Raw genomic sequence first — 25,276 nt, 5'->3', positions numbered from 1 at the left:
GGTTACTCCGCCGCTTGCAGCGAGGCGATGCGGCGGCTGTTTTTTGCCTGTTCATCGTACTCGCGTTGCCATTCCGACGGCCCGTTGGAGGCACCGACTTGCACGGCGGTGACCTTGTATTCGGGACAGTTGGTCGCCCAGTCGGAGAAGTCGGTGGTGATGACGTTGGCCTGCGTGTCGGGATGGTGGAACGTCGTGTAGACCACGCCCGGCGACACCCGGTCGGTAATCAGCGCGCGCAGCGTCGTTTCGCCGGAACGGCTGGTCAGCCGCACCCAGTCGCCATCGCGCAGGCCGCGGTTCTCGGCATCGTGCGGATGGATCTCCAGCCGGTCTTCCGAGTGCCACATGACGTTGTCGGTACGCCGCGTCTGCGCGCCGACATTGTACTGGCTGAGGATGCGGCCGGTGGTCAAAAGCAGCGGGAAGCGTGGCCCGGTTCTCTCGTCCGTCGCCACATATTCGGTGCGGATGAACTTGCCCTTGCCGCGCACGAAACCATCGACATGCATGATCGGCGTGCCGAGCGGAGCCTTCTCGTTGCAGGGCCATTGCACCGACCCGACACGGTCGAGCAACTCGAAGGAGACGCCGGCGAAGCTTGGCGTTGTCTTGGCGATCTCGTCCATGATCTGCGAGGGATGCTCATAGTTCCAGTCCAGCCCGATCGCGCGGGCGAGCTCCTGCGTTGCTTCCCAGTCGGCGTAGCGTGCCTTCGGCTCCAGGACCTTGCGCACCATGTTGATGCGGCGCTCGGCATTGGTGAAGGTTCCGTCCTTCTCCAGGAAGGTCGAACCCGGCAGGAAGACGTGCGCGTAGTTCGCCGTCTCGTTCAGGAACAGGTCGTGCACGACCACGCATTCCATCGCCGCAAGGCCGGCGGCGACATGCTTGGTGTCGGGATCGGACTGCAGGATGTCCTCGCCCTGGATGTAGATGCCCTTGAACGAGCCGTCGACGGCGGCATCCAGCATGTTGGGGATGCGCAGGCCAGGTTCGTCGTCGAGCTTCACGCCCCACAGGCTTTCATAGATGTCGCGCACGGCTTCCCCGGAGATGTGGCGATAGCCCGGCAGTTCATGCGGGAAGGACCCCATGTCGCACGAACCCTGCACGTTGTTCTGGCCGCGCAGCGGGTTCACGCCGACGCCTGGGCGGCCAATATTGCCTGTCGCCATCGCAAGGTTGGCGATCGCCATGACGGTGGTCGAGCCCTGGCTGTGCTCGGTGACGCCGAGGCCGTAATAGATCGCGCCATTGCCGCCCTTGGCGTAGAGCCGGGCAGCGCCACGGATCAGCTCGGGATCGACGCCGGAAAGCTTGCCGACGGTTTCGGGGCTGTTTTCCGGCAAGGCGACGAACGACGCCCAGTCCTGGAACTCCGTCCAGTCGCAGCGTTCGCGGATGAAGGCTTCGTTGAAAAGGCCCTCGGTGACGATGACATGGGCCAGCGCCGTCAGCACCGCGACATTGGTGCCGGGCTTCAGCGGCAGATGATAATCCGCTTCGACATGTGCCGATTTCACCATTTCGGTGCGGCGCGGATCGAGCACGATCAGCTTGGCGCCCTGGCGCAGACGCTTCTTCAGCCGAGAGGCGAAGACCGGATGGGCGGAAGCCGGATTGGCGCCGATGATGACGGCGACGTCGGTGAACTCGACGGAATCGAAATCCTGCGTGCCGGCCGAGGTGCCATAGGTCTGGCCGAGCCCATAGCCGGTCGGCGAATGGCAGACGCGTGCGCAGGTGTCGACATTGTTGTTGCGGAAGCCCTGCCGGACCATCTTCTGCACGAGATAGGTCTCTTCGTTCGTGCAGCGCGACGAGGTGATACCGCCGATCGCGGTGCGTCCATACTGGTACTGGATCCGGCGGAATTCCTTGGCCGTATGGGCGATTGCCTCTTCCCAGCTCACTTCACGCCAGGGATCGCTGACCTTTTCCCGGATCATCGGCGACAGGATGCGGTCCTTGTGGGTGGCGTAGCCATAGGCGAAACGGCCCTTCACGCAGGAATGGCCATGGTTCGCCTTGCCTTCCTTGTAGGGCATCATGCGGATGACTTCGTCGCCCTTCACCTCGGCCTTGAACGAGCAGCCGACGCCGCAATAGGCGCAGGTGGTGACGGCGGAGCGCTCGGGCATGCCCTTCTCGAGCACGGTCTTCTCACGCAGCGCATCCGTCGGGCAGGCCTGCACGCAGGCACCGCAGGACACGCATTCGGAGGCGATGAAGTCCTCATGCATGCCGGCAACCATGCGCGACTCAAAACCGCGGCCCTCGATCGTCAGGGCGAAGGTGCCTTGCACCTCCTCGCAGGCGCGCACGCAGCGCGAGCAGACGATGCACTGTGCCGGATCATAGGTGAAATAGGGGTTGGATTCGTCGCGGGCGATATAATCGACCGCCAGCGAACCATGGCCGGGCGCCACGCCATCTTCCTGCTTGACGTGGTTGCGGCCCTCGATGCCGTAGCGGTTCTCTGTCAGGCCGACCGACTTCGCCACCGCGTCGAACTCGCTGGCGCCGGTTCCGGCCTTCTCGTTCCAGCCGGTCGGATGGTCGGAGACGTAGAGTTCCATGACGCCGCGACGGATGGCGTCGAGCCGGTCGGATTGTGTGCGCACCACCATGCCTTCGCCGACCGGCGTCGTGCAGGACGCCGGCGTGCCGCCGCGTCCTTCGATCTCGACCAGGCAGACACGGCACGAGCCGAACGAGTCCAGCATGTCGGTGGCGCAGAGCTTCGGGATCTCAACCCCGCCTTCCATCGCCGCCCGCATGATCGAGGTGCCTTCCGGCACGCTGATGCTGCGGCCGTCCACGACCAGCGTGACCTGCTTTTGCGCCTTCGATTCCGGGGTCCCGTAGTCGAGTTCTTCGATGAGTATCGGGAAGTCGGCCTTGATGTTCATCTGCCAGCTCCTATTCAGCAGCCACGCGCGCAGGCGCGGGCTTGAAATCCTCGGGGAAATGGGTGATCGAGCTCATCACCGGGTAGGGCGTGAAACCACCCAGCGCGCAGAGCGATCCGAACTTCATCGTGTTGCAGAGATCGGTGACCAGAGCGAGGTTCTTTTCCGGCTCGATGCCGGCGGCGAGCCGGTCGATGGTCTCCACCCCACGCGTCGAGCCGATGCGGCAGGGCGTGCACTTGCCGCAGCTTTCGATGGCGCAGAACTCCATGGCGAAGCGCGCCTGCTTCAGCATGTCGGCCGTATCGTCGAACACGGTGATGCCGGCATGTCCGATCAGCCCGTCCTTGGCGGCAAAGGCTTCGTAGTCGAAGGCGGTGTCGAACAGCGAGCGCGGGAAATAGGCGCCGAGCGGGCCGCCGACCTGCACGGCCTTCACCGGCCGGCCAGTGGCGGTGCCGCCGCCGATATCGTCGACGATCTCGCCCAGCGTCAGGCCGAAGGCCGTCTCGAACAGGCCGCCATGCTTGACGTTGCCGGCGATCTGGATCGGGATCGTGCCGCGCGAGCGGCCCATGCCGAAATCCTTGTAGAACGCCGCCCCCTTGTCCATGATGATAGGGACTGAAGCCAGCGAGATGACATTGTTGATCACCGTCGGCTTGCCGAACAGACCCTGGATCGCCGGCAGCGGCGGCTTGGCGCGCACGACGCCGCGCTTGCCTTCGAGGCTGTTGAGCAGCGATGTTTCCTCGCCGCAGACATAGGCGCCGGCACCAACACGGATTTCCATGTCGAAGGCGTTGGGTGAACCCATCACGTTGACGCCGAGCACGCCTGCCTTGCGGGCGATCTCGACGGCCTTGTTCATCGTCGCCACCGCATGCGGATATTCCGAGCGGATATAGACGAAACCCTTGGTGGCGCCGGTCGCGACACCGGCGATCGTCATGCCTTCGATCAGCACGAAGGGATCGCCCTCCATGATCATGCGGTCGGCGAAGGTGGCGCTGTCGCCTTCATCGGCGTTGCAGACGATGTATTTTTGGTCTCCCGCCGTATCCAGCACCGTCTTCCATTTGATGCCTGTCGGGAAACCCGCGCCGCCACGGCCGCGCAGGCCCGACTCGGTAACCTGCTTGACGACATCGGCGGGCGCCATGGCCAGCGCGTTCTGCAGGCCTTTCAGCCCGCCGAGCGACTTGTAGGCGTCGAGCGACAACGGGTCGTTGATACCGCAGCGCGCAAAGGTCAGCCTGGTCTGCTTGGCCAGGAAAGGAATCTTGTCCGGCGCGCCCAGCCAGCGCTTGTGATGGCCGCCGGTGAGGAAGCCGCTATCGAACAGGCTCTTGACGTCCGACGTCTTGACCGGTCCGTAGGCGACACGGCCGTTGGCGGTCGCCACCTCGACCATGGGCTCGAGGAAATAGGCGCCGCGCGACCCGTTGCGCACGATCTTGGCCTCGATGCCGCGTTCGGCGAGTTCAGCGCGAATGGCGTTGGCGACCTTTTCCGCGCCGAGCGCCAGCGCGCCGGAATCGCCGGGAATGTAGATGCGGGGGATCATGAGCGCACCTCGGCAACGATCTCGTCGATCTTGTCGTCATCGAGCCGCCCGATCACCTCGCCGTCCAGCATCGCCGACGGCGAACAGGCGCAAAGCCCGAGGCAATAGACCGGCTCAAGCGTGACCGATCCATCGCGGGTCGTCTCATGGAAATCGATGCCGAGCAGCTGCTTGACCCTGGCGGCCACCGCATCCGAACCCATCGACTGGCAGGCTTCCGCCTGGCACAGCTTGAGCACGTGCCGACCGGCCGGCCGCGCACGGAAGTCATGATAAAAGGTCACGACGCCATGCACCTCGGCCCTGGACAAGTTCAGTTCATCGGCGATGACGGGCACGGCGTCCTGCGGCACATGCCCGAATTCTTCCTGGATGCCATGGAGGATCGGCAGCAGCGGGCCTTCGAGGCCTTTCAGCTCGTGGATAATCGCGGCCGTGCGCGATACGATCTCGGTACTTGCAGGCTGCATCGTCAAGCAGCGCCCTCCCTGGTCGGTAGCGCTCGAGCGCTAAGTCGTTACAAAAACAGAGGAAACCCGCGAAATCAATAAAGCTGATCCGTTGCTCGATAGAAATCTTCTATCGATGACGGTCAGCTCACCGTGTCTAAACTAGCGATGGGCGCGGAAATCGTCTGCCAGCGCCATTGCCTCGTCCAGCAGCGCCTGCACCAGCGGCGTGTGCGGTTCGCGCGGCGCGGCCACCAGGCCGACCGTATGGCTGGCATCCGGCTCGACGATTGGAATGGCCCGGATCGGCTCCGAAAAGCCGAATGTTTCCGCGAGGTTGAGCGGCATGATCGACGACCATTTGCCGGTGCGGATATGCGAGAACAGCACAATCATCGAATTGGATTCGAGCGTCGGCCGCACCTGCACGCCGGCCTCGGCCAGATGCTGGTCGATGAGGCGGCGGTTCTGCATGTCAGGCGTGAGGAGGCACAGCGGCAGCTGACTGATCTCGGCCCATGACACTTTGTCGCGATCCGAATAAGGGTTGCCTATGGCTGTGATCAATTGATAGCGCTCGTCGTAGAGCGGTACGCTGGTCACCCGCCCAAGCGGCTCGTTGTCGAGATAGGTAATGCCGGCATCGATGTCGAAATTGCCGAGCAACGACAGCACCTCGATCGAAGTGCGCGACAGCACCGAGAAGGTGACGCCCGGGTGCTTTTCGCGAAACGGCGTCGTCAGCCGCGCCACCATGGCGAGCGCGGTCGGAATGGCGGCGATGCGGATGCGGCCGGAAAGGCCGTGCCGCGCCGCCCGCATCTCCTCGCGCATGGTCCTCGAATCGCCGACGATGCGGCGCGCCCAGACCAGCACCTGCTTGCCCTCCGGCGTCAGCCCCTGGAAACGCGACCCGCGGTTGACCAGCATGACGCCGAGCTGCCCCTCCAGCTGTTTGATGCCGGCCGACAGGGTCGGCTGGGTCACGCCGCATGCTTCCGCCGCCCGGCCGAAATGCTCTTCCTTGGCCAGCGCGATGAAGAATTCGAGTTTGTCGATCATGCTATCTTTCCGGTCGTCGCGCACAGGCTCGGGGAAATCGTCCTTTGCCGCAAGCGGTATGCGCAATCGTTTCGCATCCACATCTTTCAGCCGGCTTACTGTTTCCCGCGGCTTCGCGCGGCGTTATGTCAATGAAACGGTCGTGGGCCGGGCGCGATGGGAGACTGACATGCTGGGCTGGTTTCACAAGCTGCTGCCACGCGAAGATCGTTTCTTCGACCTGTTCGAGCGGCATTCCCGCACGGTGGTCGGCGGCGCGGAGGCGCTGCAGCAGCTTCTCCAGGGCAAGGACATCGATCGCTGGTGCCAGAAGATCGTCGATCTCGAGGACGAGGCCGATCACGTCACCGCGGAAGTCCTGCTCGCCGTGCGACGCTCCTTCATCACCCCTTTCGATCGCGGCGACATCAAGGATCTGATCCAGTCGATGGATGATGCCATCGACATGATGCACAAGACCGTCAAGACGGTAAGGCTGTTCGAGAAGCGGGAGTTCGATCCGCTGATGCAGGAAATGGGCGCCGTCATCGTCGACGCAGCGCGGCTGGTCGCGGAGGCGATCCCGCTGCTCGCCAAGGTCGGCGCCAACAGCGCCCGCCTGAACGTTCTCGCCGAGGAAGTCATGCGCGCCGAGGGCCGGGCCGACGACTTGCATGAGCAGGGCCTCAAGGATCTGTTCAGGCGCCACGGCCGCGGTGACGCGATGGCCTACCTGATCGGCTCGGAAATCTATGGTCAGCTGGAGAAGGTGGTCGATCGCTTCGAGGACGTCGCCAACGAGATCAGCGGCATCGTGATAGAGAACGTCTAGGCGATGGACGTCGCGATCGCCTTCCCCCTGCTGGCCGGCCTTGTCGCCGTCGCGCTGTTCTTCGATTTTCTCAACGGCCTGCACGATGCGGCCAATTCCATCGCCACAATCGTCTCCACGCGCGTACTCAGGCCGCAATATGCGGTGCTGTGGGCAGCCTTCTTCAATTTCATCGCCTTCATGTTCTTCGGCCTGCATGTCGCCGAGACCGTGGGGAAAGGCATCGTCGATGTCAGCATCGTCACGCCGGCGGTGATCTTCTCGGCTCTCGTCGGCGCCATTGTCTGGAACATCGTCACCTGGATTGCCGGCATCCCTTCGAGCAGCTCGCACGCGCTGATCGGCGGGCTGGTCGGCGCCGGGGTTGCCAAGGCGGGCATCGGTGCCATCGTCTGGTCGGGACTCGGCAAGACGGTCGCCGCGATCGTGCTCTCGCCGGCGACCGGTTTTGTCCTGGCGCTTGTCCTGATCCTGGTGGTTTCGTGGCTGTTCGTGCGCCAGACGCCGTTCGCCGTCGACAGCACCTTTCGCGTCCTGCAGTTCTTTTCCGCCTCGCTCTATTCGCTCGGGCACGGCGGCAACGATGCGCAGAAGACCATGGGCATCATCGCCGTGCTGCTTTATTCGCAAGGCATGCTCGGCGAGAAATTCTACGTGCCGCTCTGGGTTGTCCTCACCTGCCAGTCGGCACTGGCGCTCGGCACGCTGTTCGGTGGCTGGCGGATCGTCCACACGATGGGTTCGAAGATCACCCGGCTCAATCCGATGCAGGGCTTTTGCGCCGAAACCGGCGGCGCCATCACGCTGTTCGCCGCCACCTGGCTCGGCGTTCCCGTATCGACCACGCATACGATCACCGGTGCCATCATAGGCGTCGGTGCTGCCCGCCGCGTCTCGGCGGTGCGCTGGGGCATCGCCGGTAACATCGTCATCGCCTGGATCATTACCTTGCCGGCGACGGCGGCGATTTCGGCTCTTACCTATCTCGCCGTCAACCTGACGGGTTGACCGCAGGCATCGTGGCGCTTGGAGTCGGCTTCAATCTGCACTATCTGAGCGGCAGCCCAACGCCAGGATAAAATCATGTCCGTCACCAAGGAAATCGTCACCGAGCGTCTGAAGACGGTCAATGGGCCGGATTTCACCGGCAACATCGTCGACCTCGGCATGGTTTCCGAGATTTTCATCGCCGATTCGAAAGTGTTCTTCTCGATCACCGTTCCCGCCGCCAGGGCGCAGGAGATGGAGCCGCTGCGCGCCGCCGCCGAACGTGTCGTCAAGGCAATTCCAGGTGTTGCCGGTGCCGTTGTCGCGTTGACGGCGGAAAAGAAGGGCGGCGGCATGGAGGCGCCTGTTCCGACGCGTCCCGCGCCCAGGCCGGCTCCGCCCGCCGCACCACGTTCCGCTCCGCATGCCCCCGCTTCGCACAGCCAGGGCAAGCGCGGCGTGCCCGGCATCGAGGCGATCATAGCGGTTGCTTCCGGCAAGGGCGGCGTCGGCAAGTCGACCACCGCCGTCAACCTGGCGCTTGGCCTTGCCGCCAATGGCTTGCGGGTCGGCGTGCTCGATGCGGACATCTACGGCCCGTCCATGCCCAAGCTGCTCGACATCCATGGCCGGCCGCAGACGGTTGACGGCAAGATCCTCAAGCCGATGGAGAATTACGGCCTCAAGGTGATGTCGATGGGCTTCCTCGTCGATGAGGAAACGCCGATGATCTGGCGCGGGCCGATGGTGATGTCGGCACTCACACAGATGCTGCGCGAGGTTGAATGGGGCCGGCTCGACGTGCTTGTGGTCGACATGCCGCCCGGCACCGGCGATGCGCAATTGACCATGGCGCAGCAGGTGCCGCTGGCCGGCGCCGTCATCGTCTCGACGCCGCAGGACCTGGCCCTCATCGATGCCCGCAAGGGGCTGAACATGTTCAAGAAGGTCGACGTGCCGCTGCTCGGCATCGTCGAGAACATGAGCTATTTCATCGCGCCGGACACCGGCAAGCGCTACGACATTTTCGGCCATGGCGGCGCGCGCCGCGAAGCCGAACGCCTCGGCGTCACCTTCCTCGGCGAAGTGCCGCTGGAAATGGGCATCCGCGAAAGCTCGGATGCCGGGGCGCCGGTGGTCGTCTCGAAGCCCGACGGCGCCGCGGCGAAAACCTATCGCGACATCGCCGCCAAGGTCTGGGACAGGGTCAATGAAGAGCGCGGCGCGGCCGAAGCGGCGGTGCCGAGCATCGTCTTCGAGTGACCTCCCGGGAGGATGGTCAGCCGCCGACCTTCTCGCCAAATGTCGAAAAGAACTGCCCGGCCAGTTTTTTCGACGTCGACTCGATCAGCCGGCTGCCGAGCTGGGCGATCTTGCCGCCGACTTCGGCCTTGGCGGCATATCTGAGCACCGTGGCGTTCGGCCCATCCGCCGTCAGCGTCACGTCGGCGCCGCCCTTGGCGAAGCCGGCGATGCCGCCCTTGCCTTCGCCCTGGATCGTGTAGGAATGCGGTGGCTTGAGGTTCTTTAGCGTCACCTCGCCATTGAAGGTCGCCTTGATCGGTCCGATCTTCAGCACGACCGTCGCCGCCATCTCGGTGTCCGACGTCTTCTCCAGGCTCTGGCAACCGGGAATGCTCTCCTTGAGCACCGCCGGGTCGTTCAGAGCTTCCCATACTTTCTGGACGGGCGCCGCGATGCGTTCCTCGCCTTCGATCACCAAAGCCATCAAGACCTCCCGTGCAATTGATGTCGATTGGTCCTAGCGCGCGGCCCGATACATGTCTATCGCACCAAAGTCCGGATTCAGATCGCGCGTGCCCCTTGCCTGCATCCGCGCGTTGTCATATCGATTTGTCATACAAATACGGAGACCATGATGGCTGGCGCCCCCACAGGAAAGAAGAAATTTCGCTCGCAGGAGTGGTTCGACAATCCCGATAATCCGGGAATGACGGCGCTCTATCTGGAGCGTTACCTGAACTACGGGCTGACCCGCGCCGAACTGATGTCGGGCAAGCCGCTGATCGGCATTGCCCAGACCGGCTCTGATCTGTCGCCTTGCAACCGGCACCATATCGAGCTCGCCAAGCGCGTGCGCGAAGGCATCGTCTCGATGGGCGGCATCCCTTTCGAGTTCCCCTGCCATCCGATCCAGGAGACCGGCAAGCGCCCGACCGCGGCCCTTGACCGCAACCTTGCTTATCTCAGCCTGGTCGAGGTGCTCTACGGCTATCCGCTCGATGGCGTCGTGCTCACCATCGGCTGCGACAAGACCACGCCGGCGCTGCTCATGGCGGCGGCCACCGTCAACATTCCCGCCATCGCGCTGTCGGTCGGCCCGATGCTCAACGGCTGGCACAAGGGCAAGCGCACCGGGTCCGGCACCATCGTCTGGGAATCGCGCCAGCGCCTGTCGGCCGGCGAGATCAATTATGACGAGTTCATGGACATCGTCGCCTCCTCGGCGCCCTCCACCGGCTACTGCAACACCATGGGTACCGCCACCACGATGAATTCCCTGGCCGAGGCGCTCGGCATGCAGCTGCCGGGCTCGGCCGCCATCCCCGCGCCATACCGTGAGCGCGGCCAGATCGCCTACGAGACGGGAAAGCGCATCGTCGACATGGTGCATGAGGATCTGAAGCCATCAGACATCATGACGCGCAAGGCCTTCGAGAACGCCATCGTCGTCAATTCGGCGATCGGTGGCTCCACCAACGCACCGATCCATCTCAATGCCATCGCCCGCCATCTCGGCGTGCCGCTCGACAATGACGACTGGCAGAAGGTCGGCCTCAAAGTGCCCCTCATCGTCAATCTGCAGCCGTCCGGCGAGTATCTGGGCGAGGACTATCATCATGCCGGCGGCGTGCCGGCCGTGGTTGCCGAACTGATGAAGGCCGGGCTGCTGCCCTATCCTGAAGCCATGACCGTCAACGGCAAATCGATCGGCGACAATTGCAAGGGTGTCGCAAACGAAAACGCCGACGTCATCCACAGTGTCGACAAACCGCTCAAGACCAATGCCGGCTTCATCAATTTCAAGGGCAATCTGTTCGATTCCGCGATCATGAAGATGAGCGGCATCTCGCCGGAATTCCGCGAGCGCTATCTGTCCAACCCCAACGACCCGGAAGCCTTCGAGGGCAACGCCATGGTCTTCGACGGTCCGGAGGACTACCACGCTCGCATCGACGATCCGGCGCAAGGCATCGACGAGCACACCATCCTGTTCATGCGCGGCGCCGGCCCGGTCGGCTATCCCGGCGGCGCCGAGGTCGTCAACATGCAGCCGCCGGCCTATCTCATCAAGAAGGGCATCCACTCGCTGGCCTGCATCGGCGACGGCCGCCAGTCGGGCACGTCGGGCTCGCCATCGATCCTCAACGCCTCGCCGGAAGCCGCGATCGGCGGCGGACTGGCGCTGCTCAAGACGGGCGACCGCGTGCGCATCGACTTGCGCAAGGCCACCGCCAACATGCTGATCAGCGATGAAGAGCTTGCCAGGCGGCGCGCCGAGCTGGAGAGCGATGGCGGCTATCACTACCCCAAGCACCAGACGCCGTGGCAGGAGATCCAGCGCGGCATGGTCGACCAGTTCTCCGAAGGGATGGTTCTGAAGCCGGCCGTGAAATACCTGGACGTCGCCCATACCAGCGGCGTTCCCAGGGACAATCATTGATTGCTCCGGGGACAATCACTGACATCGGATCGACGGCTGGCAGCTTGATCAATCAGGCCGCCAGCCGTTCTTCCATTTGGCATTGTGCGTCCTGACCGTGGTTCGAGACCGGTCACCATCCTTGACAAGCGTGCCCAACAAATCCACGATCACGCCAAGGGGTGCATCGCGACGACCCCGTGAGGCGTCAGCCCAACGTTCGCGTCCAGGCTTCTCTATCAGGAGGTGGACGCCATGCCGTCAACAACCGCTATCACCGTATCGCAACTCTCCCGGCTGGTCGGCCTGCCGGGCGCGCCTGCAATCGTCGACGTCCGCATTGATGAGGATTTCGACGCCGATCCGCGCCTGCTGCCGGCCTCGGTCCGTCGCGATTTCAAAACCGTTTCGACGTGGGCATCCGACTTCGCCGGCAAGCCCGTGGTGGTGGTCTGCCAGAAAGGCCGGAAACTCTCGCAAGGTGTAGCCGCATGGCTGCGCCACGGGGGGATTCCCGCCGAAACCCTCGAAGGTGGCTTCGAAGCCTGGCGCGATGCGGACGCGCTTCTGGTCCGCACCGACAAATTGCCGCCGCGCGACGAAAAGGGCCGCACGGTCTGGGTGACGCGCGCCCGCCCCAAGGTCGACCGCATCGCCTGCCCCTGGCTGATCCGGCGTTTCATCGATCCTCGCCCTGTCTTCCTGTTCGTCGAGGCGGCCGAAGTGCCTGCCGTGGCCGACCGCTTTCAGGCCGAGCCGTTCGACATCGACAACGTGTTCTGGAGCCATCGTGGCGAACGCTGCACCTTCGATACGATGATCGAGGAATTCGGCCTGGAATCCGCCGCACTCGATCGCCTTGCGGTGATTGTGCGCGCGGCCGACACTGCAAGTCTCGATCTGGTGCCCCAGGCCGCCGGCTTTCTGGCTGCCTCGCTTGGCCTGTCGCGGATGTTTCGCGACGATCTGGAGCAACTGGAAGCAGGCATGCTGCTCTACGATGCGTTCTTCCGCTGGTGCCGTGATGCCACCGAGGAAACGCACAATTGGCCCGGTGCAGGTAAACCGTCATGAGCGCCGTTGTGCCTGCACACAGGTCGGGGAACGCCGAAGCGCCGGCGGCACCGACCCTTGCCGAAGCCGTGAAGGTCTGGGCGGAGATCGGGCTGCTCAGCTTCGGCGGGCCGGCAGGGCAGATCGCGCTGATGCACAAGGAACTGGTCGAGGAACGACGCTGGATCGGTGAACAGCGTTTCCTGCATGCACTGAATTACTGCATGCTGCTGCCCGGCCCGGAAGCCCAGCAACTCGCCATCTATATCGGCTGGCTGCTGCACAGGACGATCGGTGGCCTTGTCGCCGGCATCCTGTTCGTCCTACCGGGCGCGCTCGTCATGCTCGTCTTGAGTAGTCTCTACGTGCTCTATGGCGACATGCCGCTCGTCGCGGCACTGTTCCTCGGGGTGAAGGCGGCGGTGCTTGCCATCGTCATCGAGGCGGTGATCCGCATCGGACGGCGTGCGCTGAAAAACCCCGCCATGGTGTCGATCGCGGTTGCCGCCTTCTTCGCCATCTATGCGTTAAATGTGCCGTTTCCGCTCATCATCCTGCTCGCGGGCCTGACAGGATGGCTGGGAGACCGCGTTGTTCCCGGCCTGTTTTCCGGCGCCGCGCACGGCAAGGGCGATGTTGCCGACATCAAGGGAGCCGTCGACCTGATGTTCGAGCGCGGCGAACTGACCCATGTCGAACCGACCAGATGGCATGCGCCGCGCACTGTCGCGATCTGGCTGCCGATCTGGCTCGGACCGGTTCTTGTTATCTGGTGGTTCACTGGCTCCGCCAGCGTGTGGACGGAGATAGGCCGGTTCTTCAGTCTGATGGCGGTCGTCACCTTCGGTGGTGCCTATGCGGTGCTTGCCTATGTCGCGCAGGCGGCTGTCCAGTCCTTCGGCTGGCTCGCGCCCGGTGAGATGGTCGATGGTCTTGGGCTTGCCGAGACCACGCCTGGTCCACTCATCCTGGTGTTGCAGTTCGTCGGCTTCATCGCCGCGTTCCGTCACGCCGGGTCACTGAACCCGTTGCTTGGCGGATCGCTTGGCGCGCTGCTGACTTTGTGGGTGACGTTCACGCCGTGTTTCTTCTGGATATTCCTTGGCGCGCCCTACATCGAGGCCTTGCGCGGCAACAGGGTGTTGTCGGCCGCGTTGGGGGCGATCACCGCCGCTGTTGTCGGCGTCGTCATGAACCTCGCACTTTGGTTTGCCTTGCACGTCGTTTTCCGCGAGGTGCACGCGATGGGTCTCGGCATGAATGTCCCGGTGCTTTCGTCGATCGACTGGCGGGCGGCGCTGCTTTCCTGCGCCGCGATGATCGCCATCCTGAGGCTGAAGATCGGCGTGCTGCCGACGCTCGCCGGATCGGCCCTTGCCGGTGTCTTGCTGCTGGCGGCGAGGGGATAGAGGCTCGCCTGCCTTTGTATTCCGCTCGCCGACCATTTAAGTGGTTGGAAACGGATTGGAACATCATGGCGCAGCGACGCTCTTCCCTCGGTTTCCTTGGCATGTTCGGACGATCGGGCGATCTGAGGCAGCTTGATGCGGCATTGCGTGACGCCGACCTTCATCCCGCGCTTGTGCCGGAGGGGGTGAAACTCACCCTCGTCAATCTGATGAAGGATCGCTGGTCCGACGAGCCGCCGCCACAGGCCTACCCGGATGTGGCGCGACTGTTCAGCTACTGCGTTGCCGGACCGGAGACGTTCGAGCGCTCCCACGGCTTGCAGCAGCGGCAGGACGTGGAGCGCCGTATCGAGGACGCGGTCGAGGCCGGCGACAGTTTCGACGCCCGGATCGTGTTGATGACGCTGCACGCCAAGCTGATCAACGCCGAAGTCGTTGAACGCTACGGCCTGGGCGCCGACTGACTGCTTTGACGAGGCTCAGCCGCCCATATTGGCGCGCGGCAGCTTGATCATGTCGCCGAAGCGCGCGCGCAGCCTGTCGTCGAGCAGCTTCGGCACATGGCGCGGGAAGCGTTCGGCAAGGACGCGCTTCTTCTCGATGATCGCGCGCTGCAATATGTCGGGCCGGCCCTTTTCGTTCCATTCCTTCGGCGAAAACCGGTCGCCGACAGCCGGATAGAAATACTCGGTTTGCATCAGCCGAAGCGTCTGCTCGTTGCCGAGATAATGGCCCGGTCCCTTCAGGCAGACTTCGGCGATGGTGTCGATCGACAGCGCCTCATCGGTCACCTCGATGCCGCGGACGCAGCGCAGGCAATGTCCGAGCATGTCATTGTCGATGATCAGGCTTTCCAGGCAGAAGCCGAGCAGCGAGGCATGCATGCCGGCCGATTCGTAGACCAGGTTGAGCCCGGCAAGGCCGGCCATCACGTCGGTGATGCCTTTTTCATAGCCGGACTGGATGTCGGGCAGTTTCGAATCCGTCATGCCGGCGGCCGAGCCGCCGGGCAAATCGTAGAACTGCGCCATCTGCGCGCAGGCAGCGGTCAGCACCGCCTGCTCGGCCGAGCCGCCCGACATGGCGCCGGTCCTCAGATCCGACACGAACGGCCAGGTGCCGAAGATCGCCGGGTGTCCCGGCTTGATGGCGTTGACATAAACCAGACCGGCCAGCACTTCGGCCACCGCCTGCACGACCGCGCCGGTAATCGCCGCCGGGGCGGTCGCACCGGCCTGGCCAGCCGACAGAAGCAGGATCGGGATGCCGCCCTCGACACAGGCCTCGAGCACGCCGCACGCGTCCTCGGCGAACTTCATCGGCGGCACGACGAAGCAGTTGGAGTTCGAAACGAAAGGCCGGGCGCGGAAATTCTCCTCGCCGCCGGCGATGGCATAGAGCATCTCCAGCGCCGGTTGCACGTTCTCGCGCACCGTGAACGAGGTGCCGACATGCTTGGACGTGCCCATCACGCAGGCATAGAGCGTGTTGAAGTCCATTTCGAGCGGATCGGGAATGTCGCGCGGCACCATCGGCCGCTGGAAGAAATGGATGTTGTCGAGCCCCTCGACGATGCGGGCCGCGTCATAGATGTCCTGCAGCAGCGATTCGCGATATTCACGCTTCTCCACATCGACCAGATGCACGGCGGCACCCGCCGTGCCGTAGTGCACGCGCTTGCCCTGGATCACCATGTCGTGTTTCGGGTCCTGGCCGTGCAAGGTGAAATTGCGCGCTGCCTTCTTGATGGTGTCGAGCACCAGCGCGCGCGGAAAACGGATGCGGCCATCATCGCCATGGGTGGCGCCGACCTTGGTCAGTGCCTCGATGCAGGAAGGGATGGCATTGGCGAAGCCGACCGTCTCCAGCAGCGTCAGCACGGCCTCGTGGATGCGCTCCTGATCGTTCCCACGCAAGGGCCCGTAGCTGCCGCCCTCGAGGCCGGCGCGCACCGGCCTGATGTCGTCGGCGAGCGGCGCGGCCCGCATGGCGCGGCGCGCTTCGCGTCCACCGGAGCGGCGCGAGCGCTGATCCGCCGCCGCTTCCTGCTTTTCAAGAACCACTGACATGGAGACACTCCAGCTTTCTCAGAAGCAGGGCGGCGGTTGGTCCACCATCGGCTGCTTCTTCCCCTTTGTGCCACGACTATGCCGCCGGCTTTGGCACAGCCTATGGGCCAGCCTGTTCGGGTGCATGTGCCAGAGCTAAAGGAACCGGAGCCGCCTTTGGGGTTCTGGTCCAAGCATCGGGTGGATGGATCAGGCAGCCGCCGGCCTGCGTCCGGCCGCGGTGGCGAGCTCGCGGATGCCGGGCTCGATGTGCTGCAGCGCGATCGAGGAAATGCCCAACCGCATGAAACGCGAAGGCTTTTCGGTGCGGTCGAAGAAGCGGTCTCCCGGCTCGATGATGACGCTGCGTGAGGCGGCGGCCTCGGCCAAACCACGGGAATCGGTGCCCCGCGGCCCCTCGAGCCAGAGCGACGTGCCGCCGGCCGAATCGGTCGAACGCCATTCCGGCAGGAAAGCGGAAATCGCATGGACCAGACGCTTGCGCCGCTCGTCAAAGGCGCTCGACAGACGCCGCACCAGGGCCTCGTGATGGCCGAGCGACAGGAACAGCGCCACGGCGCGCTGATTGTTGGCCGGCGGATGGCGCAGCATGAAACGGCGCAATGCCCTGAGTTCCGCGATTAGTCCAGCCGACGCGACGATGTAGCCAAGCCGCAGGCCTGGAGCCAGCGTTTTCGACATCGAGCCGACATAGACGACGCGGCCGGAGCGATCGAGGCTCTTCAATGCCTGCTGCGGCGCCTCGTCGAGTAGCTGGCTGTCATAGCCGTCCTCGATGATGATCTGGTTGTGACGGTTGGCACGTGCCAGCAGATCCTGCCGCCGCTCGGCCGACAACGGCACCATGGTCGGGCAATGATGGCTGGGCGTGACGAACACGAAGCCGGAATCATTGGGGATAGAAGAGGTTACGATGCCGGACTGGTCGACCGGCACAGGCTGGATCTCGGCGCCCGCAAGGCGGAAGATCGAGCGCGCGTCGGGGTAGCCCGGGTCTTCCATTGCCACCTTCGAGCCCTTGGTCATCAACAGCGAAGCCAGCATGTAGAGCGCGTTCTGGGCGCCCAGCGTGACGATGATCTCGTCGGGATTGGCGAAGATGCCGCGCCGGGGCAGGAGCCGCGCCTGGATCTGCTCGATCAAGAGCGGATCGTCACGATCGACCATGTCGGACGCCCAGTTGCGGATCTCGAGCACGGCCAGCGCCATGCGGTTGCACTCGCGCCATTCGGCGGTCGGGAACAGCGCCGGGTCGAACTGGCCATAGACGAAGGGGTAGGACGACTTGATCCAGTTTTCGTGCTTGGCCGGCGGCGGCATGTCGCTGGCGGCGATCTGCCGGCGCGCCTTCCAGTCGATCTCATTGGCCTGGTCAGGCGCCTTCTGATGCGGCTTGGCCGGCGTCGCCAGCACGTCTGGATTGACGAAATGGCCGCGCCGTTCGCGCGCCACCAGGAAACCCTGGTCGACGAGCTGCTGGAAGGCGAGAACCACGGTTCCGCGCGCCACGCCGAGTTTCTCGGCCAGGATCCGGCAGGAGGGAAGCGGCATCGAAGCGGCGATCTGTCGGTCCAGGATGGCGGCCACGATGGCTTGGCGGATCTGCGCCTGCAGGGTCTGGCCGGATTCAGCCGAAATCCGGAACAGGCCGGACCATATCGCCGTGTCGTTTCTCTGTGGCATGGAAGATGTTCCTCGATGGCCAGCTTTTTTCGCTTTGCTGGACCAGTCGAATGTAACGGTGGCACAAGGGGTTGCGCCAATCAATTTTTCTGATCTTTGGGATTTATACCAGTGATCCTTCCAGCCGAAATCGGGCGCTGTATCGTTCCTGTGACAATCCATGCCATCACTTCGTGACGCGCTGCGTCATCGCCGCGTATTGACCGGACGGAATTCGGCTCAATAGTTTTGTCGCGACGACACGCGCCGGAAACATCCGGTCTGATAGAGTGCGTCGAAAAACGCCAGGAGTCCCCGCCAGTGGATAAGTCAGCCTTCCAGAAACAGCTTGCCGCCTTGCGCGATCATCGCGCCGGGGCGCCAGCCGACATGCGCCAGGCCTTCGCTGCCGATCCACAGCGGTTCAAGACATTCTCCGCCACCGATGGCGACCTTTTGCTCGACTGGTCGAAATGCGCCGTCGACGCCACCACCATGGATCTGCTGGAAAAGCTGGCCGCCGCCGCCGATCTCGAGGGGCGCCGCGCCGCCATGTTTGCCGGCAAGAGGATCAACATCACCGAAGACCGCGCCGTGCTGCACACGGCGCTGCGCAACCTCAGCGGCAAGGGCGTCACGGTCGACGGCCAGGACGTCAAGGCGGATGTCATTTCCGTGCTCGACGCGATGGGTGCCTTTGCCGACGCGATCCGCTCTGGCAAGGCAGCCGGCGCCACCGGCAAGAAGATCACCGATATCGTCAACATCGGCATTGGTGGCTCCGACCTCGGCCCGGCCATGGCGACGCTGGCGCTCGCCCCCTATCATGACGGACCGCGCGCGCACTATGTCTCCAACATCGACGGCGCTCATATCCACGACACGCTGAAGGGCCTGTCCGCCGAGACCACGCTGTTCATCATCGCCTCCAAGACCTTCACCACGGTCGAGACGATGACCAATGCGCAGACGGCGCGCGACTGGGTGCAGAAGGCGCTCGGCAAGGAAGCGGTCGGCAAGCATTTCGCCGCCGTCTCGACGGCGCTCGACCTGGTGGCCAAGTTCGGCATCGAGCAGGATCGCGTCTTCGGCTTCTGGGACTGGGTCGGCGGCCGCTATTCGGTCTGGGGCGCGATCGGCCTGCCTGTCATGATCGCCGTCGGCCCAAGAAATTTCCGCGCCTTCCTCGACGGCGCGCATGAGATGGACGAGCACTTCCGCAGCACCCCGCTGGCCGGGAACCTGCCGGCGCTTCTGGGGCTGGTCGGCTGGTGGCATCGGGTCATCTGCGGCTATCCGGCGCGCGCGGTCATCCCCTATGACCAGCGCCTGTCCAGGCTGCCTGCCTATCTGCAGCAGCTCGACATGGAATCGAACGGCAAGGGTGTCACCCTCGACGGCACGCCCGTTACGACGCCGACCGGGCCGCTGGTCTGGGGCGAACCCGGCACCAATGGCCAGCACGCCTTCTTCCAGTTGCTGCACCAGGGCACGGACCTCATCCCGGTCGAATTCCTCGCCGCGGCCGTTGGCCATGAGCCGAACCTGCGGCATCAACACGATCTGCTGCTCTCCAACTGCCTGGCGCAGTCGGAAGCCCTGATGAAGGGTCGCACGCTGGACGAAGCCCGCGCGCAGATGCTGGCCAAGGGCATGAAGCCGGCGGATGTCGACAAGATAGCACCGCATCGCGTCTTCTCCGGCAACCGGCCGTCGGTGACCATCCTCTATCGCAAGCTCGACCCGCGCACCTTCGGCCGGCTGATCGCGCTCTACGAGCACCGCGTCTTCGTCGAGGGCACGCTGTTCAACATCAATTCCTTCGACCAGTGGGGTGTCGAGCTCGGCAAGGAACTGGCGACCGGCCTGCTGCCTGTCGTTGAAGGCAAGGAAAGCGCCGCAAACCGCGACGCCTCTACAAGGGGCCTTGTGGAACGCATCCACCAATTGCGTGGTTCGGAGTGAACGACTTGGCAGACATCAAGGGGATATTGTTCGACAAGGACGGGACACTTGTCGACTTCAACGCGACCTGGCTCGGCGTTGCCGACTTCATGGCCATGGACGCATCCGATGGCGACCGCTGGAAGGCCGACAGGCTGCTCGCGGCCGCCGGCTTCGATTTCGCCAACCGGCGCTTCAAGCCCGACTCCATATTTGCTTCCGGCACCAATCTCGACGTCGTCGAACTTTGGTTTCCGCGCCTTTCGAACGAAGACCAGATGCTGGCCGTCGCCCGCTTCAACGAGATCACCTCGGTGCAGGGCTCGGCGATGGCGGTGGCCCTGCCGGGCGTCGTCGACACCTTGGCGGTGCTGCACAAAACATCCTACCGGCTTGGCGTCGCCACCAATGATTCGACCAGCGGCGCGGAAAAGACCTTGGTCACGCTCGGCGTCGCGCAGCTCTTCGACGCAGCCTATGGCTACGACGCGGTCGCCAATCCCAAACCCGCGCCGGACACCATCCAGGCCTTCTGCGACCTCACTGGGCTGAAGCCGGCGCAGATCGCCATGGTCGGCGACAACCGCCACGACCTCGAAATGGCGCGTGCCGGCGGTTGTGGCCTGGCGGTCGGCGTGCTTTCCGGCACCGGTACGCGCGAATCGCTGGCCGAGATCGCCGACGTCATCCTGGATTCGGTTGCCGACCTGCCGGATTTCCTTTCAACGCGGGTCAAGGAGACGGTTTGATCGCCTCCACTGATGCATGTCGCCCAAGTGACCCCGGTTTTGGGAGAACGACATGCATGGAGCAAAGACCCGAGGTGCGCGGCACGAGTCCGGTTCACGGCGATGCGCTTCAGGCAGGCGCGGTCTCGGCCTCGAGGCGAAAGACGCCGCTCGGCGTCAGCGCGGCGTCTCTTGTCTCTCCGAAGTCCGGCACCTTGTATTCCGCAAGCAGGCGCAACCGCGACCGTGGCAGATAGGCCCGGCCCGGATCGCCGACAAGGATCTCGACGCCGGCCGCGAGGCAGCGATCGAGAAAAGGCATGACGCGCGCCGCGACGTCTTGTCCGTAGAACACATCGCCGGCAAGCACGAGGTCGACCAAGGGGGGCGGGCCCCCGGTGATATCGCCGTCCACCACCGTGATGGCGACGCCGTTGGCGGCTGCGTTGAGGCCGAGCGCGGCGATGCCGTTGCGGTCGATTTCGGCGGCAACCACCTCGCACGCGCCGGCCTTCGCGGCGGCGATGCCGACCAGGCCGGACCCTGCGCCCAGGTCGAGCACGCTGCGGCCCGCCACGCTCATCGGATGGTCGAGGATATAGCGCGCCAGAACGGCGCCGCCGGCCCACGCATAGGCCCAGTAGGGCGGCTGCGGTTCTGGCGCGTCAGCGTCCGCGCCGGCGTCGTCTTCAGGCTCGACCAGCCGTCTCAATCCGCTGCCCGGATGGGCGGTGTAGAGCCGGATTTCAGGAAGTGCGGGCACCGGGACAAGGTGCATGTTGGCCTTGATGAATTCCGCCGCATCGAGGCGAAGGCTCCGGTCCGGTGCATCATTGTCGGCAAGGATCACTAGCCGCGCAGCGCCCGCCGCAGGATCTTGCCCACCGGCGTCTTCGGCAATTCGGTTCTGAACTCGATGTATTTGGGCCGCTTGTAGCCGGTGAGGTTCTCGCGGCAGAAAGCGGTGATGGCTTCCACGGTCAGGGCTGGATCCTTCTTGACGATGAACAGCTTCGGCACTTCTCCCGAATGCTCGTCCGGCACGCCGATCGCCGCGACCTCAAGCACGCCCGGATGCATGGCCACGACCTCCTCGAGTTCGGTCGGATAGACGTTGAAGCCGGAGACCAGGATCATGTCCTTCTTGCGGTCGACGATCTTGGTGTAGCCGCGCTCGTCCATGAAGCCCATGTCGCCCGACTTGAAGAAGCCGTCCTTGGTCATCACCTTGGCGGTCTCGTCGGGCCGGTTCCAGTAGCCGGCCATCACCTGTGGCCCCCGGATGCAGATCTCGCCAACCTCGCCCAGCGGCAAATTGTTGCCGTCATCGTCGCGGATGACGATTTCGGTCGAGGGCAGCGGCAGGCCGATGGTGCCCGTGAACTCACTCGATGTGAACTTGTTGGCGGTCGCCACCGGCGAGGTTTCCGACAGGCCATAGCCTTCCGAGACCGGACAGCCGGTCAGCGCCTTCCAGCGCTCGGCAACGCCCTTCTGCACCGCCATGCCGCCGCCCAGCGTCAGGATCAGCGGCTTGAAGTCGAGCTTGCGGAAATCCTCATTGTTGAGCAGCGCATTGAACAGCGTGTTGAGACCGGGAAAGATGTGGACCGGATATTTCCCGAGTTCCTTGACGAAGCCCGGAATGTCGCGCGGGTTGGGAATGAGGATGTTCTGGGCGCCTTGCTGCATGCCCATCAGCGCGTTCACCGTCAGCGCGAAGATATGATAGAGTGGCAGTGCGCAGACGAAGTTGAGATGCGCGGGCTTCGGCTTGATCGTGTAGGCGTCTTCGACCCAGAGCGAGTTCTGCGCGACGTTGGCCAGCACATTGCTGTGCAACAGGGTCGCGCCTTTCGAGATCCCCGTTGTGCCGCCGGTATATTGCAGGAAGGCCACATCATTGGCGGCCACCGTGGCCGGCTTGAAATTCATGCCGCGGCCTGCCTTCAGCGCCGCGTTGAACTTGACATGGCCGGGTAATGACCAGGCCGGCACCATTTTCTTGACGCGGCGCACCACCAGATTGACGATCGTGCCCTTAAGCCCGCCGAGCATGTCGCCCATGGAAGCGACCACGACATGCTTGACCAAGGTCCTGGAGACCACGGCCTGCAGTGTACCTGCGAAGTTCTCGAGGATGACGATGGCCTGCGCCCCGGAATCCTTGAGCTGATGTTCCAGTTCGCGCGGCGTGTAGAGCGGATTGACGTTCACCACCGTATAGCCGGCGCGGGCCACCGCCATCATCGCCACCGGATACTGCAGTACGTTCGGCATCATCAGCGCGACGCGCGCGCCCTTCTGCAGTCCCGTCGACTGCAGATAGGCGCCGAATGCCGCCGAAAGCCGCTCGAGCTCCGCATAGGTGATCGACTTGCCCATGCAGGTGAAGGCCGGCTGGCCGGAAAACTGCTTGCATGCGGCGACAAGGAAATCGCCGATGGAACTGTGGGGAAGGGGACCGATCTCGGCCGGCATGTTCTTCGGATAGCTTTTCAGCCATGGTTTTTCCGGCAGGCCGGCGACGAGTTCGGTGAGTGCCTTCGGCAGTCGCCGGCCTGGTGCGGGCGCCGGTGTCGGTGTCGCTTTCGCTGGCGATGCGGCCTTCGTTGCGCCGGTCTTGTTCGCCGCTGCCTTCATCGGAGCCGCTTTTGTGGGAGAAGCCTTCGGCGAAGTCTTTGCGGGGGCGGCTTTCACGGTCGGCTTGGTGGCGCCCTTGGCCGTGGTCGCCGCCTTTGCCGCTGGTGCTGTCTTGGCGGGCTTTGCGCCTGCCTTGGCGGTCGCGGCCTTGGCGGCAGCTTCACCTTGACCGTCGGCGGCGGCGGCTGGTTTCGAAACCGCCTTGGCCGACACTTTCACCGGCGCCTTCGATGCTTTAGCCACCCGTTCCTCCCTAGCAATTCTTGTTCGCCCGTCTCTTGGTCGCCTGGTGCCGCACCCGCCTCCAGATAACAGAGACGTCCTCCGCTGCCGCCAGCCAGACCATCTATGTATTGCCTCTATCGGCGGGGGTGCAAGTCTTGCCCTTGCGGCAAGGCGCCGAAAGATTTGCCGTCGAAAATCTTCCCCGCCGGCGACACTGGAACGGTATCTTTCCGCGTCCGCGGCCGGCTGAAGACGCGACGCGGCAATGATGGCGCCAGATGCCGGATCAATAAAAAAATGCGGTTGTTAACAATATCGTGAATGGAAAAAACTGCTAATTTTTTCTGCCATTTAGCAAAATTACGGATTTTTTTCCTGCTTCCCGCGGGGTAAGCAAACGGGGTGTTCCAAAGCCGGAAAAACGGTGCTTATATGCGCGCTTCGCGAGCCTGATAGAGGGGCTTGGAAGAACATCAGGGAGTGCTCAATGAAGAAGAAATTGACTTTTGCAGCCGCGTTGCTGGCTGCAAGCGTCCTGGGAGGCGTGGCCAACGCGAAAACCCTGGTCTATTGCGCGGAAGCATCGCCGGAGGGTTTTGATCCGGCGCCGTACACCGCGGGCCAGACGTTCGACGCGTCCTCGCGTACCGTTTTCAACCGTCTCGTCGAATTCGATCACGGCAAGACCACGGTCTCGCCCGGACTGGCTGAAAGCTGGACGATCTCCGACGACGGCAAGGAGTATACGTTCAAGCTGCGCAAGGGCGTCAAGTTCGCCGCCACCGACTATTTCACCCCGACGCGCGATTTCAACGCCGACGACGTGGTGTTCTCGTTCCAGCGTCAGGTCGACAAGAACGGCCCGTGGTTCCAGTACATTCCCGGTATTGCCTACCAGTATTACAATGACCAGTTCGGCGACAACATCACCAAGGTCGAGAAGGTCGACGACATGACGGTGAAGTTCACCCTCAAGGAGCCGGCGATCACCTTCATTCCGACGCTGGGCATGGACTTCGCCTCGGTCGTGTCGAAGGAATATGCCGACAAGCTGCAGGCCGACAAGACGCCTGAACTGTTCAACCAGAAGCCGGTCGGCACCGGCCCGTTCATCTTCGTCGACTACCAGACCGACGCCGCCATCCGCTACAAGGCCAACCCGGACTATTGGGGCGGCAAGCAGAAGATCGACGACCTGGTCTTCGCCATCACCACCGACCCGGCGGTGCGCGCGCAGAAGCTCAAGGCCGGCGAGTGCAACATCATGTCGTACCCGGCCCCGGCCGACATTGCCGGCCTGCAGGCGGATGCGAACCTGAAGGTCGACGAGCAGGAGGGCCTCAACGTCGGCGCGCTGATGTACAACACCCAGCAGAAGCCGTTTGACGATGTGCGCGTCCGCAAGGCGCTCAACATGGCCATCAACAAGAAGGCCATCATCGACGCGGTCTTCCAGGGTGCCGGCCAGGTGGCGATCAACCCGATCCCGCCGACCATGTGGTCCTACAACAAGGACGTGAAGGACGATCCGTACGATCCGGACGCTGCCAAGAAGCTGCTTGAGGAAGCCGGCGTCAAGGATCTCAAGATGAACGTCTGGGCGATGCCGGTTTCGCGCCCCTACATGCCGAACGCGCGCCGCACCGCCGAACTGATCCAGGCGGATTTCGCCAAGGTCGGCGTCACCGTCAACATCGTCAGCTATGATTGGGGTGAGTACCTCAAGCGCGCTTCGGCGGTCGATCACGACGGCGCCGTCATCGTCGGCTGGACCGGCGACAATGGCGATCCGGACAATTTCCTCGGCGTGCTTCTGAGCTGCGCTTCCGTCGGTTCGAACAACCGCGCGGAATGGTGCAACAAGGACTTCGATGCGCTCATCAACAAGGCCAAGACGGTTTCCGACCAGGCCGAGCGCACCAAGCTCTACGAACAGGCTCAGGTCATCTTCAAGGAACAGGCACCGTGGGCAACGCTCGCCCATTCCAAGGTGTTCATGCCGATGCAGAAGACCGTCTCCGGCTTTGCGATGGATCCGCTCGGCATCCATCGCTTTGACGGCGTCGATATCGCCGAATAAGGTTCGCG

19 protein-coding genes are annotated in these 25,276 nt (G+C 63.7%); 10 read left to right on the top strand and 9 right to left on the bottom strand.

The window, feature by feature from the left end:
* Positions 1-2: 2 nt before the first annotated feature.
* The 4 genes from fdhF to EB815_RS00665 all read right to left on the bottom strand — a co-directional run bounded on the left by fdhF (position 3) and on the right by EB815_RS00665 (position 5,993).
* A complete protein-coding gene (gene fdhF, locus EB815_RS00680; RefSeq protein ID WP_056569681.1) occupies positions 3-2,915 on the bottom strand; it encodes a formate dehydrogenase subunit alpha in 2,913 nt (970 codons plus the stop codon).
* Positions 2,916-2,925: 10 nt separating this feature from the next.
* Positions 2,926-4,482 (bottom strand): formate dehydrogenase beta subunit, encoded by a 1,557-nt coding sequence (locus EB815_RS00675; RefSeq protein ID WP_056569686.1) that lies wholly within the window; start codon positions 4,480-4,482, stop codon positions 2,926-2,928.
* Complete coding sequence (locus EB815_RS00670) at positions 4,479-4,958, bottom strand: formate dehydrogenase subunit gamma (protein WP_056569689.1); 480 nt, start codon at positions 4,956-4,958, stop codon at positions 4,479-4,481. Before EB815_RS00670 ends, EB815_RS00675 begins: the two co-directional genes overlap by 4 nt.
* 135 nt (positions 4,959-5,093) lie before the next feature.
* Complete coding sequence (locus EB815_RS00665) at positions 5,094-5,993, bottom strand: LysR family transcriptional regulator (RefSeq protein ID WP_056569692.1); 900 nt, start codon at positions 5,991-5,993, stop codon at positions 5,094-5,096.
* 169 nt (positions 5,994-6,162) lie between these two features.
* Between EB815_RS00665 and EB815_RS00660 the strand changes: the two genes are divergently transcribed.
* The 3 genes from EB815_RS00660 (at position 6,163) to EB815_RS00650 (ending at position 9,054) form a co-directional block, all read left to right on the top strand.
* The gene (locus EB815_RS00660) at positions 6,163-6,804 is read left to right on the top strand and encodes a DUF47 domain-containing protein (RefSeq protein WP_056570416.1); all 642 of its coding nucleotides are present in this window, start codon (positions 6,163-6,165) and stop codon (positions 6,802-6,804) included.
* A 3-nt stretch (positions 6,805-6,807) separates the two neighbouring features.
* Entirely contained in the window at positions 6,808-7,812 is a 1,005-nt protein-coding gene (locus tag EB815_RS00655; protein ID WP_056569695.1) for an inorganic phosphate transporter, read from the top strand.
* A 75-nt stretch (positions 7,813-7,887) separates the two neighbouring features.
* Positions 7,888-9,054 (top strand): Mrp/NBP35 family ATP-binding protein, encoded by a 1,167-nt coding sequence (locus EB815_RS00650; RefSeq protein WP_056569698.1) that lies wholly within the window; start codon positions 7,888-7,890, stop codon positions 9,052-9,054.
* Positions 9,055-9,070: 16 nt separating this feature from the next.
* Here EB815_RS00650 and EB815_RS00645 read toward each other — a convergent pair whose 3' ends face one another.
* Positions 9,071-9,520, bottom strand: a complete 450-nt coding sequence (locus EB815_RS00645; RefSeq protein ID WP_056569701.1) for an SRPBCC family protein — start codon at positions 9,518-9,520, stop codon at positions 9,071-9,073.
* A gap of 150 nt (positions 9,521-9,670) precedes the next feature.
* Here EB815_RS00645 and EB815_RS00640 point away from each other — a divergent pair, with 150 nt between their 5' ends.
* From EB815_RS00640 to EB815_RS00625, 4 genes are all read left to right on the top strand, one after another.
* Positions 9,671-11,476 carry an IlvD/Edd family dehydratase gene (locus tag EB815_RS00640; protein ID WP_056570418.1) on the top strand — a complete coding sequence of 602 codons (1,806 nt, stop codon included), beginning with the start codon at positions 9,671-9,673 and terminating at the stop codon, positions 11,474-11,476.
* A 234-nt stretch (positions 11,477-11,710) separates the two neighbouring features.
* Positions 11,711-12,529, top strand: coding sequence for a chromate resistance protein ChrB domain-containing protein (locus EB815_RS00635; RefSeq protein WP_056569704.1), 819 nt, complete (start codon positions 11,711-11,713; stop codon positions 12,527-12,529).
* Entirely contained in the window at positions 12,526-13,917 is a 1,392-nt protein-coding gene (gene chrA / locus EB815_RS00630; RefSeq protein ID WP_056569708.1) for a chromate efflux transporter, read from the top strand. The genes EB815_RS00635 and chrA overlap by 4 nt, the downstream gene beginning before the upstream one ends.
* Before the next feature lie 65 nt (positions 13,918-13,982).
* Positions 13,983-14,381 (top strand): hypothetical protein, encoded by a 399-nt coding sequence (locus tag EB815_RS00625; RefSeq protein WP_081295039.1) that lies wholly within the window; start codon positions 13,983-13,985, stop codon positions 14,379-14,381.
* A gap of 15 nt (positions 14,382-14,396) precedes the next feature.
* On the opposite strand, the gene EB815_RS00620 is transcribed toward EB815_RS00625, so the two are convergent.
* Entirely contained in the window at positions 14,397-15,986 is a 1,590-nt protein-coding gene (locus EB815_RS00620) for a trimethylamine methyltransferase family protein (protein WP_065005408.1), read from the bottom strand.
* A gap of 189 nt (positions 15,987-16,175) precedes the next feature.
* Positions 16,176-17,669 carry a PLP-dependent aminotransferase family protein gene (locus tag EB815_RS00615; RefSeq protein ID WP_056569714.1) on the bottom strand — a complete coding sequence of 498 codons (1,494 nt, stop codon included), beginning with the start codon at positions 17,667-17,669 and terminating at the stop codon, positions 16,176-16,178.
* Between the two features lie 300 nt (positions 17,670-17,969).
* Between EB815_RS00615 and pgi the strand changes: the two genes are divergently transcribed.
* Both pgi and EB815_RS00605 read left to right on the top strand, forming a co-directional pair.
* The gene (gene pgi / locus EB815_RS00610; RefSeq protein ID WP_056569717.1) at positions 17,970-19,613 is read left to right on the top strand and encodes a glucose-6-phosphate isomerase; all 1,644 of its coding nucleotides are present in this window, start codon (positions 17,970-17,972) and stop codon (positions 19,611-19,613) included.
* Between the two features lie 5 nt (positions 19,614-19,618).
* Positions 19,619-20,341 carry an HAD family hydrolase gene (locus EB815_RS00605; RefSeq protein WP_056570422.1) on the top strand — a complete coding sequence of 241 codons (723 nt, stop codon included), beginning with the start codon at positions 19,619-19,621 and terminating at the stop codon, positions 20,339-20,341.
* A 109-nt stretch (positions 20,342-20,450) separates the two neighbouring features.
* Here the strand turns inward: EB815_RS00605 and EB815_RS00600 are convergent, their stop codons facing one another.
* Positions 20,451-21,170 carry a class I SAM-dependent methyltransferase gene (locus EB815_RS00600; protein WP_056569719.1) on the bottom strand — a complete coding sequence of 240 codons (720 nt, stop codon included), beginning with the start codon at positions 21,168-21,170 and terminating at the stop codon, positions 20,451-20,453.
* Positions 21,170-23,206 carry a long-chain-fatty-acid--CoA ligase gene (locus tag EB815_RS00595; protein WP_056569721.1) on the bottom strand — a complete coding sequence of 679 codons (2,037 nt, stop codon included), beginning with the start codon at positions 23,204-23,206 and terminating at the stop codon, positions 21,170-21,172. The genes EB815_RS00600 and EB815_RS00595 overlap by 1 nt, the downstream gene beginning before the upstream one ends.
* 469 nt (positions 23,207-23,675) lie before the next feature.
* Between EB815_RS00595 and EB815_RS00590 the strand changes: the two genes are divergently transcribed.
* The gene (locus EB815_RS00590; protein WP_056569724.1) at positions 23,676-25,268 is read left to right on the top strand and encodes an ABC transporter substrate-binding protein; all 1,593 of its coding nucleotides are present in this window, start codon (positions 23,676-23,678) and stop codon (positions 25,266-25,268) included.
* The last annotated feature ends 8 nt before the right edge of the window (positions 25,269-25,276 follow it).

It is taken from the genome of Mesorhizobium loti, assembly GCF_013170705.1.
Lineage (GTDB): Bacteria > Pseudomonadota > Alphaproteobacteria > Rhizobiales > Rhizobiaceae > Mesorhizobium > Mesorhizobium loti_D.
The sequence above is the reverse complement of the archived record's forward strand: the minus strand, read 5'-3'. Positions and strand labels throughout refer to the sequence as shown.

Bases quoted from the DNA above. Each gene is read 5' to 3' on its own strand.
- fdhF (WP_056569681.1), bottom strand. From the start codon at position 2,915: ATGAACATCAAGGCCGACTTCCCGATACTCATCGAAGAACTCGACTAC.
- EB815_RS00675 (WP_056569686.1), bottom strand. From the start codon at position 4,482: ATGATCCCCCGCATCTACATTCCCGGCGATTCCGGCGCGCTGGCGCTC.
- EB815_RS00665 (WP_056569692.1), bottom strand. From the start codon at position 5,993: ATGATCGACAAACTCGAATTCTTCATCGCGCTGGCCAAGGAAGAGCAT.
- EB815_RS00660 (WP_056570416.1), top strand. From the start codon at position 6,163: ATGCTGGGCTGGTTTCACAAGCTGCTGCCACGCGAAGATCGTTTCTTC.
- EB815_RS00655 (WP_056569695.1), top strand. From the start codon at position 6,808: ATGGACGTCGCGATCGCCTTCCCCCTGCTGGCCGGCCTTGTCGCCGTC.
- EB815_RS00650 (WP_056569698.1), top strand. From the start codon at position 7,888: ATGTCCGTCACCAAGGAAATCGTCACCGAGCGTCTGAAGACGGTCAAT.
- EB815_RS00645 (WP_056569701.1), bottom strand. From the start codon at position 9,520: ATGGCTTTGGTGATCGAAGGCGAGGAACGCATCGCGGCGCCCGTCCAG.
- EB815_RS00640 (WP_056570418.1), top strand. From the start codon at position 9,671: ATGGCTGGCGCCCCCACAGGAAAGAAGAAATTTCGCTCGCAGGAGTGG.
- EB815_RS00635 (WP_056569704.1), top strand. From the start codon at position 11,711: ATGCCGTCAACAACCGCTATCACCGTATCGCAACTCTCCCGGCTGGTC.
- chrA (WP_056569708.1), top strand. From the start codon at position 12,526: ATGAGCGCCGTTGTGCCTGCACACAGGTCGGGGAACGCCGAAGCGCCG.
- EB815_RS00625 (WP_081295039.1), top strand. From the start codon at position 13,983: ATGGCGCAGCGACGCTCTTCCCTCGGTTTCCTTGGCATGTTCGGACGA.
- EB815_RS00620 (WP_065005408.1), bottom strand. From the start codon at position 15,986: ATGTCAGTGGTTCTTGAAAAGCAGGAAGCGGCGGCGGATCAGCGCTCG.
- EB815_RS00615 (WP_056569714.1), bottom strand. From the start codon at position 17,669: ATGCCACAGAGAAACGACACGGCGATATGGTCCGGCCTGTTCCGGATT.
- EB815_RS00590 (WP_056569724.1), top strand. From the start codon at position 23,676: ATGAAGAAGAAATTGACTTTTGCAGCCGCGTTGCTGGCTGCAAGCGTC.